At 41.6% G+C, this 15,509-nt stretch carries 14 protein-coding genes; all 14 read left to right on the plus strand.

Going from position 1 to position 15,509, the window contains the following annotated elements; translation table 11 throughout:
- The first annotated feature begins 576 nt into the window (after positions 1-576).
- Complete coding sequence (locus tag IAQ59_RS03875) at positions 577-1,398, plus strand: polysaccharide biosynthesis/export family protein (protein WP_245189422.1); 822 nt, start codon at positions 577-579, stop codon at positions 1,396-1,398.
- Positions 1,398-3,818 carry a GumC family protein gene (locus IAQ59_RS03880; protein ID WP_209329481.1) on the plus strand — a complete coding sequence of 807 codons (2,421 nt, stop codon included), beginning with the start codon at positions 1,398-1,400 and terminating at the stop codon, positions 3,816-3,818. Before IAQ59_RS03875 ends, IAQ59_RS03880 begins: the two co-directional genes overlap by 1 nt.
- Positions 3,819-4,043: 225 nt before the next feature.
- Positions 4,044-4,241 carry a DUF2683 family protein gene (locus IAQ59_RS03885; protein ID WP_209329482.1) on the plus strand — a complete coding sequence of 66 codons (198 nt, stop codon included), beginning with the start codon at positions 4,044-4,046 and terminating at the stop codon, positions 4,239-4,241.
- A complete protein-coding gene (locus IAQ59_RS03890; protein WP_209329483.1) occupies positions 4,232-4,495 on the plus strand; it encodes a Txe/YoeB family addiction module toxin in 264 nt (87 codons plus the stop codon). Before IAQ59_RS03885 ends, IAQ59_RS03890 begins: the two co-directional genes overlap by 10 nt.
- A gap of 425 nt (positions 4,496-4,920) precedes the next feature.
- On the plus strand, positions 4,921-5,970 hold the full coding sequence (locus IAQ59_RS03895) for an SDR family oxidoreductase (protein WP_209329484.1): 1,050 nt from the start codon (positions 4,921-4,923) through the stop codon (positions 5,968-5,970).
- Positions 5,971-6,214: 244 nt separating this feature from the next.
- Positions 6,215-6,616, plus strand: a complete 402-nt coding sequence (locus IAQ59_RS03900; protein WP_209329485.1) for a four helix bundle protein — start codon at positions 6,215-6,217, stop codon at positions 6,614-6,616.
- Between the two features lie 268 nt (positions 6,617-6,884).
- Complete coding sequence (locus IAQ59_RS03905; protein ID WP_209329486.1) at positions 6,885-7,901, plus strand: NAD-dependent epimerase; 1,017 nt, start codon at positions 6,885-6,887, stop codon at positions 7,899-7,901.
- A 120-nt stretch (positions 7,902-8,021) separates the two neighbouring features.
- A complete protein-coding gene (rfbA, locus tag IAQ59_RS03910) occupies positions 8,022-8,891 on the plus strand; it encodes a glucose-1-phosphate thymidylyltransferase RfbA (protein ID WP_209329487.1) in 870 nt (289 codons plus the stop codon).
- Entirely contained in the window at positions 8,891-9,790 is a 900-nt protein-coding gene (gene rfbD, locus IAQ59_RS03915; protein ID WP_209329488.1) for a dTDP-4-dehydrorhamnose reductase, read from the plus strand. Before rfbA ends, rfbD begins: the two co-directional genes overlap by 1 nt.
- A 9-nt stretch (positions 9,791-9,799) precedes the next feature.
- Positions 9,800-10,738, plus strand: coding sequence for a WaaS/CpsH family glycosyltransferase (locus IAQ59_RS03920; RefSeq protein WP_209329489.1), 939 nt, complete (start codon positions 9,800-9,802; stop codon positions 10,736-10,738).
- A gap of 1 nt (position 10,739) precedes the next feature.
- Positions 10,740-12,161, plus strand: a complete 1,422-nt coding sequence (locus IAQ59_RS03925) for a lipopolysaccharide biosynthesis protein (RefSeq protein ID WP_209329490.1) — start codon at positions 10,740-10,742, stop codon at positions 12,159-12,161.
- Positions 12,161-13,324, plus strand: coding sequence for an EpsG family protein (locus IAQ59_RS22715; protein WP_209329491.1), 1,164 nt, complete (start codon positions 12,161-12,163; stop codon positions 13,322-13,324). Before IAQ59_RS03925 ends, IAQ59_RS22715 begins: the two co-directional genes overlap by 1 nt.
- Before the next feature lie 8 nt (positions 13,325-13,332).
- Complete coding sequence (locus IAQ59_RS03935) at positions 13,333-14,433, plus strand: glycosyltransferase family 4 protein (RefSeq protein WP_209329492.1); 1,101 nt, start codon at positions 13,333-13,335, stop codon at positions 14,431-14,433.
- Positions 14,430-15,323, plus strand: a complete 894-nt coding sequence (locus tag IAQ59_RS03940; RefSeq protein WP_209329493.1) for a glycosyltransferase family 2 protein — start codon at positions 14,430-14,432, stop codon at positions 15,321-15,323. Before IAQ59_RS03935 ends, IAQ59_RS03940 begins: the two co-directional genes overlap by 4 nt.
- Positions 15,324-15,509 lie beyond the last annotated feature (186 nt).

The following is a 15,509-nucleotide window of genomic DNA, read 5'->3' on the forward strand; positions in this document are numbered from 1 at the left end:
ATACCACCGCAAGCGCCAAAGGCGCGTAATCAATACCCTGGGGACACACCGCTCTGGCAGACCTTGCGGGAAAGAATAATACCATCCGATCAGATCTGCTAGGTTTTCTCCCTCCCCCCCAATCCCCATACAAAGAAACCCTTATGGGGAAGGTGTACAAATCCGGCAAGCCTTACATCCTATGACCAACCGGAAAATTAAATTTGGTTTATGTAGGTTATAAAATCAAGAAATGTATTGACGCTTTTGAGGATTTTTTAATAGCTTCGTGCCCAAGTCCGGTTTGGGACTCACGTGGTGAAACTGTGTTCATTCCAATCCAAACACCAACAAAAACCCCATATAACTAACTGACAATTAATCAACTAAATAAATAAACACCCAAATTAATAATACGTTACAACACATCAAAAATGCATTTCAAAAGTTGTTTTTTGACGTTTGTTAATTCGACTTTTCGTACTTCCTTCACAGGCTTGCGTTGATTTGGTTTTTTGAGGAAAATAACAATAAAATTTCTTGTATCTTGGGCGCGCATGGTCGAGGCAATGCGCTCGCTAAAATCCAACAATCTTCATGGCATGGTATAAACAGCTATTCGTAATGGCCCTTACGCTGGCCTTGGGTGCGTCCTGCGTGTCCAACAAGCGGATTATTTACTTACAAAACCTGGAAGGCAACGTACCGATTGCGGACGGGGAACTGATCACCTACGAACTTCCCGAGTACCGCCTGCAGTTTAACGACATCCTCGATATCAATGTCAAAACCGCCGAGGATATGATCAAGGAGGGTTTTGGTTTTCAGGATCAGACTGCCGGAAGTGGAAACCGGGCAATGATCGGTCAAATTGCTCAAACGGGTGGGGACATCTATTACATGACTGGGTTTACGATCGATCGAAACGGTAATGTTCGCCTTCCATTGTTGGGAGATGTTTCCGTAATGCAAATGACCTTGGAGGAAGCCCGACTGGAAATCGAATCCAAGCTAAGGGAATATGTGAAATCGGAACTATTCGTTACAGTGAAGTTGGGAGGGGTTCGCTTTTCTACATTGGGAGAATTTCGTCGCCCGGGTAAGCACGTAGTCCTACAAGATAGGATGACCATCTTCGAAGCTATTGCCCACTCCGGTGACCTAACGACCGTCGCAAAGCGGGATGAGTTGCTTATCATTCGGCAATACCCAGACGGCACCAGGCTGCACCGGGTCAATCTAAACGATAGGCATATCGTACACTCCCCCTTTTACTTTATCCAACCCAATGATCAGCTATATGCCGAACCCATGAAGGTACGGGAAGTAGGCTCGGGTGAAAACGCCTCACAGACGTTAGCCTTGCTGATTTCGTCCGTAACCGCTATTGCGCTTGTCTTAAATATTATTACCCGCTAATGAAACCATCTAGTACATACTCCCAAAGTACTGCATCCGAAGAGGATCAGATAGACTTAAGGGCAACCCTGTTTAAATACCTGAGCCATTGGCCCATCATTACCCTTTCGGTTTGTTTCGGATTGGCAGTAGCCTTTTTGGCAAATCGCTGGGCGACGCCAATCTATCGGGTAGAAAGTTCCGTACTTGTCACCGACGACCCTAGCGGAACCGGGCAGGACTTATTTAGTGCGGCGGCCCTGTTTAAACCCCGCGCGAACGTCGATAATGAGATCGGTATCCTCAAATCCTACTCCATTGCCGAGGAAACGGTCAAAAAAATGGACCTCAACGTACGCTACTACCTAAAGGGACTATTAAAAACGTCCCAAATTTACGGCAACAATCCCATCTTTGTGGACGTGGACTGGTCCAAACCACAAATGATCGGAGGCAGGTTTCGGGTAGAGATCAAAGACAGCGGCCGCTTTTCGCTGTTTTATGAAACGGAAAATTTTTCTCTCTACAACCCGCAGGATCCCCGGTACAAAAGCCGGATAGAAAATCTGCCGGCAATAGAGGGGGAATATGCCTTCGGAGAACCCATATCGGGCAACACTTACCACTTTTCCATCGAAAACACGAGCGCACTTCCCGGGGAAATCGTCTTCTTTGACCTACAGGATACCCCCTCCCTCGCCTTTGCCTACCAATCCAACCTTCAGGTAAATGCGATTAACAAAATGGCCTCCATACTAACGTTAAGTTTGGAAACACCCATACGACGAATGGGAGAAGAATACCTCAATAAACTGATGGACTCTTACCTGGAACGGGAACTACGTGAAAAAAACAAAGCTTCTGAAAACACCGTCCTCTTTATAGAAAATCAGCTGCAGGGCATTACCGACTCCCTAAACTACTTTGAAAGCCGGCTGGAGCAATACCGCTCGGAAAACCGCATCTTCAACCTCTCCCAAGAAGGCAATCAGATATTCTCCCGACTGCAGGAAGTAGAAAAAGAAAAAGGAACAGCGGAACTTCAAATGAGCTACTATCAAACCTTACAAACCTACCTACAGCGGGACGACCTAAACAATATTGTAGCACCATCCGTCATGGGCGTAGCAGACCCCCTACTAAACTCCCTCGTGCTAAACCTTTCCGAACTGCAGGCACAAAAAATCACCCTTTCGGCCAATCTATCCGAGCAGACACCTGCGGTAAGGGAAATCAACAGCAAAATACTTAACGTCAAGAATGCCCTGCAGGAAAACATCAACAACGCCATACGGAACAACCAAACCCTGATCACCGAACTGGATAGCCGCATCCGCCTGATCGAACGGGAAATCAACACCTTGCCCGTAACCGAACGCCAACTGCTTGGCATTCAGCGACAGTTTAGCATCAACGAAAACATCTACGTATACCTGCTTCAAAAAAGGGCGGAGGCCGAAATCACCAAGGCCTCCAACATGCCCAAAAACAAAATCCTGGATCAAGCAAAATCCAGTCAGTTTCCCATCGCCCCACGGAAGGCACTGAATATGCTGATTGGAATCATTTTGGGATTGGTGATCCCGATTGGCTTTATCAGCTTACGGGACCTGCTGAATATCAAGCTGGAAGATCCCAAATACATCGAAAAGGAAGGCCGTGTACCCCTGATCGGCACCATAGGTCGTAACACCACCGGTCAAAATGTGCCCGTGTTTACCAGTCCACGTTCTACCGTAACCGAATCCTTTAGGGGCTTACGGGCCGACATTACCTACCTCGTCCCCAATCAGGAAAAAATCACCTGCCTCTTTACCTCAAGCATTTCCGGCGAGGGCAAAACCTTCGCCTCCATCAACTTGGCCGCGGCTTATGCACTCATGGGCAAGCGTACCCTGCTTATCGGGTTGGATTTGCGCAAACCCAAAATCGCCGAGGAATTTGGCCTGAGCAATGACCGGGGCGTAAGTACCGTGCTAAGCTCTCAAGCGGTATGGAAGGAGGTCGTGAAACCTTCCGGCTACGAAAACTTGGATATTATCCTCTCCGGACCCATCCCGCCAAACCCTTCCGAGCTATTGCTTCAGGAAAAGTTTGCCCTAACGATGGCCGAGCTGAAGGAGTCGTACGACGTGGTCGTGATGGACTGCCCGCCGGTAGGCCTGGTATCGGAGACCAAGCAGCTTTTTCCCTTTGCAGATGTAAGCTTCTACGTATTCCGGCAGGACTACTCCCACCGCGAAAACGTACAGATCCTCAACAACCTGGTGGAAAAAGGCGGTGTTACCAAGATCTACGCCCTCTTCAACGACGTGCACAAGGATCTGGGATACGGCTATGGGTACGGTTACGGCTACGGTTACGGCTACGGCAACACGTATGGATACCACGAAGAAGTGGTACTACCTTGGTGGAAAAGGGCACTGAGGAGGAAGAAGTGAGGTAGGTAGACGTAAGAGGTGAGATTTGAGATGCTAGATTTGAGATATGAGATCTTAGACCGATTTTCTCACGATCCAACAGTTCGACGATTTGAAAGTATGAATGAGATGGCTTCGTCGCGCATTCCTCGCAATGACGACAACTGATTGAACGCTTGATAAACTCAATTGGAGTCAAATTCGTTTGACTAACTACAAACCCTCCAATAAATCCTGATCTTGCTTATGAACTACTTAATCGTTCACCCCGATAATGAAGCCAAACTCAATGCTATAAAAGCGGTGCTCAAAGCATTGGACGTAGCCTTTGAAGAAGGCAAAGGCGCCTATAATCCAGCTTTTGAAGAGAAAATAAAGGAAGGTGAAAAAGACATTCAGAGCGGCCGTACTGTGAAGGTAACACTGGACGATATATGGAAATAGAATTCACTCAACAGGCATACAAAGACCTTGAGGAGTGGAAAAAAAGTGGCAATTCAAAAGCCCTAAAGAAAATTAGAGAACTTACTGAAGCAATTCTAACGGATCCGTTTTCTGGGATCGGCAAGCCTGAACCTCTCAAATACCAATACACGGGAAAATGGTCGAGACGAATAGACAGAGAACATCGATACATCTATGAGATCAGAAATAATACCCTATATGTATTTTCTCTACGCGGACATTATACGCCATAGTCTCTAATAGGGTGCGGTCTGGAGGAAAATCTTCTCGCGCCGTCATTGCGAGGCTTGCGAATAAGCTTAATCTGAAAAGTAAGTAGACGATAAACCAAAAGCAGTATTTAGAATCGATAACCGACATCAAGCCGCGGCAATCCCCCTGAGGAGACGTAAGATTTGAGATGTTAGATATGAGATATGAGATCTTAGATCTTAGACCAGATTTTCTCCCGATCCAACGTTTCGACGATTCGACAGCACGAATGAGATTGCTTCGCTCATGCGTCGCTCGCAATGACGACAACGATTGAAAATAAACCCCATCCGACGGTTCACCAAGCCAAAATTTCGCGGGTTATATCAACCATATTCAACCTTATTTCTACTCTATTTCACGCACCTGTCTACCGAGAAGGTAGCGTGTGTATCTTTTTTTACCAATGAAACTTGAAAACTCAAAAATACTAGTCACCGGCGGCGCCGGCTTTATCGGATCCAACCTGGTAGATCGGCTACTGGAACAGGACAACGAGGTCGTATGCCTGGACAATTTTGCTACAGGCAAGCAGGAAAACCTGGCAGAGGCATTAAAAAACAAACGCTTTACTCTAATAGAGGGAGATATTCGCAATGAAAAAGACTGCGCCAAGGCCGTAGCCGGCTGCGACTACGTACTCCATCAAGCGGCCCTGGGCTCCGTACCCCGATCCATTCAGGACCCCGCTACCAGCGTGGACGTCAATATCGGTGGATTTGTGAAAATGCTCTTTGCCGCCAAAGAGGCCGGCGTAAAGCGCTTTGTGTACGCAGCAAGCTCCTCCACCTACGGAGACCATCCTGCCCTGCCGAAGGTAGAGCACGTCATTGGCAATTCCCTCTCCCCCTATGCCATCACCAAATACGTGGATGAACTCTTTGCGAAGAACTTTTCCGATATTTACGGCATAGAAACCATCGGATTGCGCTACTTCAATGTCTTTGGCAGAAGGCAGGACCCCAACGGCGCCTATGCCGCGGTCATCCCAAAGTTTGTTTCCTCCCTGATCCGGCACGAAAGCCCCCAAATCAACGGGGACGGATCGTACTCTCGTGATTTTACCTACATAGAGAATGTGATACAGGCCAATGAACTGGCCGCCGCAGTACCAACAGAAGAAATAAAAGCACGTTTGAAAGACTATCGAAAAGAAACTCCCGGCGTACCTGAAGGCAAAGAAGGTAGCGGCCTGGCCGAGGTCTTTAATGTGGCCTATGGAGAAAGGGCATCCCTAAACGAACTGGCTGAGGCTTTAAAAAAAGGACTTTCGGTGTACGATCCTAAAATCAAACATGTCGAGTTCCAATACGGGCCTGGCCGGGCAGGAGATGTTCCCCACTCCCTGGCATCCATCGACAAAGGCCGAATTGTCCTTGGCTACGCGCCCCAATATTCCCTGCGCACCGGACTAGAAGAAGCCTGTGCGTGGTACTGGGAGACCTTATCGGTCTGATCGTCGAATCGTCGTTATTGTCGAATCGTTTGACCGTCGAATCGTCGAATCGGTGGCGTTTCGAAGCGAAAGTTACTTGCGGATTGTAACACAGGTAGCTTTTAGATAGAAGTCTCTGATCAAACTATTTACAGCATCTTTAGAAAACCCCATCGATCAAACAGTTCGACGATTCCACAGTTCGACAACAAGACGATTCAACAGTTCGACAACAAGACGATTCGACAGTTCGACAAAACAAACCATGCTCCCACCCTTCCACACGTATTCATTTGAAAAACTTGAAGTCTGGATTTTGGCAAAGGAACTGAGGGTTGACATCTACAAACTAACTCAAAGTTTCCCTAGAGAGGAACAATACAACCTAACAAGCCAGCTTAGAAGAGCAATAGGTTCTGTCACTGCAAATTTAGTAGAAGGCTCGGGAAGAGCCTCTGATAAGGACAGGGCACGGTTTACTAACAATGCGTATAGCAGTGCGCTGGAAGTATTAGATCATCTAATCGCTGCTTTCGACCTTGGATTTATCGAACAATCCGATTACACAACATTCCGACTAAAACTCGACAAATTAATAAACAAGCTCAACGCTTATTACAAGTACCAGGTAAATAGGGACGGCGATTTGAGAACAAGAAGAGATTAGGGAATCTTTCGGATCTTTTAATTGTCGATCTGTTTTAGTGGCAAATCGTTTGACCGTCGAATCGTCGAATCGGTGGCGTTTCGAAGCGAAAGTTACTTGCGGATTGTAACACAGGTAGCTTTTAGTTAGAAGTTTTTGATCAAATTATTTACAGCATCTTTAGAAAACCCCATCGATCAAACAGTTCGACAACAAGACGATTCCACAGTTCGACGATTCGACAGTTCGACAACAAGACGATTCGACAGTTCGACAAATCACAAAAGACATGACCAAAATACTCGTCACCGGCGCCGCTGGATTTATCGGCTTCCACCTTTGCAGGCAGCTGCTTGCGTTGGGCTACGAAGTGCTGGGCCTGGACAATATCAATGACTACTACGATGTCAACCTGAAATACGGCCGTCTTGCCGAATTAGGCATCATTGCTGACGACCACCTGCCTCACAACCAGATCGTTACCGGGGAAAAGTACGATGATCGCTTTCAATTTATCAAGCTTAACCTGGAAGACCGGGAGAAGCTACCGGAGCTTTTTAATAGTTATAAGATTGACAAGGTCTGCAACCTAGCCGCCCAAGCCGGAGTAAGGTATAGCCTGGAAAATCCCATGGCCTATATCGAAAGCAATATCACCGGCTTTGCCAACTTGCTGGAATGCATCCGCCATACTGGGATCAAGAAGCTCGTCTATGCCAGTAGCTCAAGTGTATATGGCTTGAATGACAAGGTACCATTCTCGACCGAGGACATGGTGGACCATCCCATAAGCCTCTATGCGGCTACCAAAAAGAGCAACGAACTCATGGCCCATACCTACAGCCACCTTTATGGCATACAGACCATAGGCTTGCGCTTCTTTACCGTCTATGGCCCTTGGGGCCGGCCGGATATGGCTGTGTTTCTCTTTACCGACGCCATATTGAATGACCGTCCAATCAAGGTATTTAATAACGGTAATCTTTCTAGGGATTTTACCTATATCGACGATATCGTCAATGGGGTAGTAGCCACCTTAGAGAAAGACGCACCCCAAACCTATTCCCTTTTCAATATCGGCAACGGCAATCCCGTAAAGTTATTGGACTTTATAGAAGCCATAGAAACTTGCCTAGGCAAGGAAGCCATTAAAGAAATGCTACCCATGCAGCCAGGAGATGTGGCAAGGACCTGGGCGGACACGAAGGGATTGGAAGATGTTTTCGGCTACAAGTCTTCAATCGGAATTGAAGAAGGGACTGCCCGTTTTAATAATTGGTACACTGGATATTATCAAGTGGATTAACATCAGAGTCTGTTATTTAGAACACGGGGTTGACCTACTCTTGCTTCCAACTTTGGATATTGTACATCTAAACTATATATTTCCAATAACCTAATGACATATAACCAATAACTTTTAAGAATGAAAGGAATTATTCTCGCTGGTGGGTCAGGAACCCGTTTGCACCCACTTACACAAGTGGTTTCCAAACAACTTTTGCCGGTCTATGACAAGCCCATGATCTACTATCCTTTGTCTGTATTGATGCTGGCTGGGATTAGAGAGATACTTATCATTTCCACCCCTCATGATTTGCCTAATTTTAAAAAGCTATTTTGCGACGGTAGCCAGTTGGGCATTCAGCTGCAATATGAAGAGCAACCCAGCCCAGATGGATTAGCGCAGGCCTTTATCATTGGAGAGGAGTTTATAGGAGAGGATGATGTTTGTCTGGTGTTGGGGGATAACATCTTTTATGGAGCAGGCCTCTACAACCTATTGACAGACTCCATCAAAACTGTGGAGGAGGAAAAGAATGCGGTGGTGTTCGGCTATTATGTAGATGATCCGGAGCGATACGGCGTGGCGGAATTTGACCAGGAAGGCAATGTTCTCAGCATAGAAGAAAAACCTGCCAATCCCAAGTCCAATTATGCAGTGGTCGGACTCTATTTTTATCCCAATTCCGTCGTCCAAACGGCCAAAGCAGTTATTCCATCCGAAAGGGGAGAACTGGAGATCACTTCAGTCAACCAATTCTATCTTACAAATAACCAATTGAAGGTACAGGTAATGAGTCGTGGCTATGCTTGGCTGGATACCGGTACTCACGAAGCCCTGACCGAGGCTACCGAATTTGTCAAAGCGGTGGAAAAAAGAACCGGCCTTAAAATCGCTTGTCTGGAAGAAATTGGCTTAAGATACAACTGGATCCAAAAAGAAACACTTGCCCAAGATATCCAAGATCTAAAAGGGGAGTATTACAATTACTTAAAGAAACTCGTAGTTTAATGGTAACAAAGAAGAAGGTACTAGTAATTGGAAAGAATGGTCAGCTTGGATCGGAGATCGGTCATCAGGCACAAAGTTTTCTCGATTTAAACTTCACATTCACATCGTCAGCTGAATTAGATTTAACCGATTCGGCTCAGATGGTTAATTATTTTTCGTCAAATCGCTATGATGTAGTAATCAATTGTGCGGCATATACCAATGTGGAAGGAGCTGAAGCTTCTGAAGAGGAGGCAAGGTTAGTAAACGCCATAGGGGTTAAAAACTTAGCCGAACTATGCTTTTTAAACAAGATATTTTTAATTCATATCTCCACGGATTATGTTTTTGACGGCAGCACCGGTTATCCGATTAATGAGGACGTCACTCCGAATCCCCTGGGTGTTTATGGAAGAACCAAGCTTGAAGGGGAGCAGTTTATCATCGTTTCCGGATGCGATCATTTAATATTTCGGATTTCTTGGTTGTACTCCCAATTTGGGGACAACTTTGTTAAAACAATAGCTAATTTGTCTGCGTCTAAAAAGGAATTAAAAGTGGTATACGATCAAGTGGGAACACCTACTTCTTCCATTGATTTTTCCAGATTCCTGCTAAAAATCATTGAAGATGGTAATTACTTGAAGTTTCAAGGCATTTACCACTATGCGAATCAAGGCGTATGCTCTTGGTATGACTTCGCTTATCAGATTGTGCAAATTTTGCAACATGACTGCCGTGTAGTTCCAGTACTGTCTGACGAATACCCATCGAAGGTAAAAAGGCCTAACTATGTTGTACTAAATAAGCGAAAACTTTGTAAGCATTTTCGTGTAGAGATATCTCATTGGAATGATTCTCTTCGGCATTTTCTAACAAACCATAAAGGACTTATCTGCAATAACCAGATTTCCATCTAATTTTTTTGTATGAACAAGCCAATAGCCGATAAGACTATCATTATTTACAATTCGGTTCCTTATTTTATCCAATATTTTGAACAAAAAGGATTTAATGTTTTTGGTACCTACAGACCATTGCCATTAGTTTTAAAAGTAGTCAAGCATTTTGCGATGAAATTAGGGCTACCTAAACACTACTGGTTTGACCGCTGGAAATCTCAGCTAGATCAAATTAATACCGTAATTTTTTTTGCAGGTAATTCATATGAGGCACTAACCTATATAACCGAAATAAATCCAAAAATCCGAATTATATACTACTATTGGAATCCTGTATTTCCTTTAAAAGTGAAACCAAAACATCTTCTAGACAAGCCTTTTGAGATTTGGACTTTTGATCCGGAAGACAGACATCGATATAAACTCCGGTTTAACTCTACATTTTATTTTGATTGTATTCAGCTTCCTCAGCAAGATATTTTATATGATGTTTGCTTTATAGGGGTTGATAAGGGAAGAAGAAAGACAGTTGAAGATTTTTTTGAAATGTTAGCCTCACAACAATTAAAAACCTATACTTATATAGTTGATTCGGACTGGAATAAGAAAAACCTTCTGCAGAAAATTCAAAAGGTTAACTACAATAAACCTATTCAGTATAGCGCTTATTTGGAGATTGTCTCTCGTAGTCGTTGTATTTTGGATTATGTTCAGGAAGGACAAAGTGGCCTTACTTTGAGAGTAATGGAATCTATTTTTCTAAACAAAAAGCTAATTACTAGCGATACTTCTATTGCCAATTATGATTTTTACAATTCAGAGAATATTTTTATCTTGGGAAAAGACTGTACAGAACGGCTAGCTCAGTTTATACAGTCTCCTTACGTCCCGGTTCCTCACGAAGTTACTCAGTCTTACGACGTGATACAATGGTTTACCAGGTTCTTTAACAGTAAAATTTGTTAGGATGCGGGAGTTTATAAAGTCTTTTTTCTCTTTTGGATTTGCAACAACAGTAGAAAAACTCATCGCATTTTTACTCTTACCATTATATACCAGGGTCTTTTCAAAAGTTGAATTTGGTGTAATTGATTTAATTCAAGTCACCTTAGGTATTTCTTCTATTTTTGCAGTTCTCCAACTCGAAACCGCTTTTCAAAGATATTACTACGAATATGAAGGTAGATTGAAGAGGGTGTATATATCATCGATATTTTTTATTATTGTCGCTTTGTCGATAGCGGTAGCCATAACATTGTCTTTTTTGTCTCAACCGATATCACAAATATTTTTTGAAACGGATGAATACTCTTACATAATAAAGATTGCATCCTTACAACTTCCTTTTACTAATTTTTCTATGCTAGGATTTGTCTTACTACGTTACGAGAAGGAAAACGTCCGGTTTGTTTTGCTTTTATTGGGGAAGGTAATCCTGACTCTCCTATTTATTCTATTGTTTGTAGTTTGGCAAAATATGGGAATAGTGGGTGTCTTCTATGCGCAACTAATTGCCGCTTCCATATCAGCCTTTCTTTTGTATTTATCTATAAGACATTTTATTGAATTATCAATTTCATCAACATATTTAAAAAAATCTTTTAAGTATGCCCTTCCACAATTTCCTGCTCGCATTGGAAGTGTATTAATGTCCTATGCCAACAGATTTTTTATGATTGGTTATCTGACCATAGCGGCAATTGGTGTCTATTCTTTATCATTAAAATTGGCTTCTTCTGTGCAGCTGGTTTATTCCGCCTTTATAATGGCTTGGGCGCCTTTCATGTTTCAGCAAATCAAAAGTCCAGGGCATAGGGAGTTATTTCCAAAGGTGCTAACACTTGTTGCTGCGCCTGTTTTTTTACTTGTATCCTTTGTATCATTATTTTCAAAAGAGATCGTTCTGTTTATTGCCTCTGAAGAATTTTTTGAGTCTTACAAGTATATAGGTGGACTTTCATTATATTTTTCACTGTTTATTTTTAAAGAAGTCGTAGACATAGGTCCTAAGTACACTGAAAAAACTAAATACCTTTCATACACCTTTTTTTGCTCACTGGCTGTAAATCTTGTAACCCTATACTTGTTTATTCCAGGGTATGGCTTAAATGGTGTTGTATACTCGATGTTGATATCCAATACTTTTTTATTAATAATGAGTTGGAGTGTTTCTAATCATTTACATTTCATTCCCTTTCGTATTATTAAATTCCTCATACTCGCTATTCCTGCATATCTTCTGGCGGTTAGCTCTATGTTTGTGTCTCCGTCTATTAGAATAAGGTTGGTAGTTTTAGTGATTCTGATCTGTTGTTACGGTTTTTCATCATTTAGTGCATACAGAATGTTTAGCCACAACGGTGGTATGTCTAATAGCCAGCTGCGATAATGATCTATCTAGCCATCTTTTTCTTGTTGCTTTCTTTAGCTTATGTGGTCGATTTTCGCGGACATAGACTGAATTCAAATCTTTGGTATAGGATTTTACTTGTTATTTTTGTTGCCGTTTCTGGATTACGGTATAAGGTGGGTGGCGATACTCATGCATATATGGATTTTTTTGAGGATTATCCCTTTATATATGATCTTAAATTTGAGGATTTCATTTTTAACAATTTTGATCCTTTGTGGTTGGTTATTTCATCTTTATCTAAGTCTATCGTAAATGATTTTTTCTTTTTTCAGTTACTTCATTCTTTTTTTATTAATGTTGTTATGTTTTCCTTTATTAATAAAAATACTCAATATAGATTTTCTGCAGTACTTATCTATTTTTTGTTTTTTTTTATTTATTTTAATACTGAAATTATGCGTGAGTCTTTAGCAATTTGTTTTTTTCTCCTAGCTTACCCCTATTTTAGAAGCCAAAAGTGGGGTGGCTATCTAATTTTGTCTGTTATAGCATTTCTGTTTCACTCGTCTGCTTTCGTGTTATTTGTTTTTCCATTTTTTCGCAATCTTAGGCTTACCTTTCTCAGTTTTGTTTTTATTTCGACCACTATATTTGGCTTATATATGATTATAAATTATTATCCAGATATTCTCCAATATTTTTTTTTCACCGACAGATTGGCTTTGCGATTTGAAATATATAGCGATAGACGATCCAATATTGTCGGTCAAATTTACTATTTTATATTATATGCGCTTTTTCCCTTGTGTATTTTGCTGTTAAATCGAAAAATGAAAAGGGCTGAAATGTTTAATGAGCTATATGTTGTGTATTTTTTCCTAGTTCTTCTTTTTATTTCTATTTCAGGTTTTAGCAGGATACTAAATTATGTTATACCTTTTATGGTAGTTTTTTTTGCTGATTTTTTGACTTCGCTGTATAGGCGTCGATATTTTATGGCTATGAGTGGTTTTATTGTTATCGGTCTTTTTGTTGTAGCGATAATACCTAAAGTTATATATTATTCCGAAAGTACGTCTCATCTGAGTTATGGTTCTTACAGGTTTCACAAATATTATCCTTATTCGTCGATTTTTTCAAAGAAAGAATTTCCCCAACGTGAGACTATATATCGTGAGGGATTAAAAGAATCTATTTAGAATGTATTATGCGAGTTTTAATTATCAATAGTGATGCGATTTATTCTCGCGATAGTAGCTTTTTAATTCATAAAAGTACAGGTGAATTTTTAAGCCGCTTGGCACAACGTGGATTTGATGTTTCAATATTTCATTTTGCCGTACCCTTAAAGGAAGCTTCTATAGCCAATTTTAGTCTAGAGCAGAACTGTATGAATGTCGTGGCTGTTCCTCGTGGCTACTTTAAGCTCTTTTCATATTTTAAAGCACTAATATGGTTCTGTCGGTTGGTTAAAGATGTAGATTTTGTTTATCTTTTTTATCCAAATTCTTTTTCAATATTCTTAGGTGCTAGTTTTCTCCTTGGTAAGCCTTTTGGCCTATACTTAAGGGGAGAGAGAAACATCCAATCTTCTATGTCACGCTTTCTGTATAAGAAGGCAAAGTTCGTAGCTACTGTTTCACCAAAGTTTACGGATATCGTAGGTTCAGCGGGAGGTAGAGGATTTACAATAAAACCCATGATTGATTTTGGCATTGAGGATATAAGGGATAATAGAAAGGAATTTTCTAAAGAAAATCTCTCCTTGCTTTTTATTGGAAGGGTGGAGCGTGAAAAGGGTGTTTTTGAATTGTTAGACGCTGTCAGTGAGTTAAATAGGATTGGCGTTACAAATTTCCGCTTAAATATCATTGGTCATGGAAGGCATTATCGAGAGATAGCTTCAAAAATAAGGGAAAATAGGTTAGACCATCTAGTAACGCTGCATGGAGTGATTACCAATAGAAAAGACATTAAACGGTTTTATGAGGATGCAGATTTATTTGTCTTTCCGACATACCACGAGGGTTTTCCTAGAGTATTGTATGAGGCAATGATTTTTGACACTCCCATAGTGACCACTTTTGTTGGCTCTATTCCCTACTTGCTGCAAGATAAGTTCAATTGTTATAGAATAAAGGAACAGGATGTAAACAGTATAGTGGATGTTTTGCTTCCAATCTTAAGAGATTATAGAATTACCTTTGATATAGCGCGTAATGCAAGCTCTACAATAAAAAGTTATTTGGAGACAAACAACTTGCTTCATGAAGATATTGTTCAAAGGAATTTTATGAATCGAATATGAGCAGTTTAGTCAGTGTAGTCATTCCGTTTTATTCAAACATTCAGTGGTTGGCCGAAGCAGTTAAATCTGTCTTACAACAGACTTATAAAAACGTCGAAATAATCGTTGTAAATGACGGTTCAATTGAAGATGATAGTGGATTTTTAAGTAGCTACGGTGATAAGGTACGGTATTATAAAACCGAAAATAGAGGACCAGCCGCCGCGCGGAACAAAGGTATTAAAATGGCTTGCGGTGAATATATTGCATTTTTAGACTCAGATGACCTTTGGGGACCGGAGAAACTAGTACAACAAGTTAAGTACATGGACGCCAATGATCTAGTTTGGTCCCACACAGGTTATAATTTATTTGAAGATAGCACAAACAAGATCATAAAGGAGGTGGAAGTTCGGCGTTTTTATGGGGATGTGTTTATAAATTGTTTGGTTTCCTCACCGATAGCCACGCCTTGCGTGATGGTAAAGCGGGAGTTTTTAATGGAACATCCCCAAGTTCGATTTGCTGAACATATGCGCTATGGTCAGGATGGGTTTATGTGGTTAAGTCTTGCGCAACATGAGAAGCTGGGTGTATTACCGCTTGCATTGAGTATGGTGCGGATGCGTGGCGGGAATGCCGCTTTAAAAGCAAGGGTTTATCTCAAGGTGAAATCGCAGATATGGGACTACATACAAGAGGAAGTCCGTGCGGGAAATGAAAAGTTCATCAATTTGCCCCTAGTAATATCTTTCGCTTATCGGCTGTGTAGTTGGAGTAATAGCCTGATATCTTTGTTAGAAAATAGATTTAATCTTAGTATTAAATTTTCCGAGCAAATTTCGAGACTTTTATATTTTCCTCCTTACTTGATGCTGAAACTATACAAGCTTTATCTACCTCAATCTTGAGTATATAGCCTTTAGCGAATTTGGATAGTTTCATTTATCAGGTGAGGAAGAACCGTCTGCAAAAGATATGGAAACATTAGAACAAGATTGAATTACTCAACTTTGAATTATCCGGTGATGAATATATCTCGTTTTCGCTGGTAGATGATTAAGACAATGGCAGGAAAATGTTTGTTGACAAGATAG

The sequence above is a fragment of the Lunatimonas salinarum genome, from assembly GCF_017811155.1.
Lineage (GTDB): Bacteria > Bacteroidota > Bacteroidia > Cytophagales > Cyclobacteriaceae > Lunatimonas > Lunatimonas salinarum.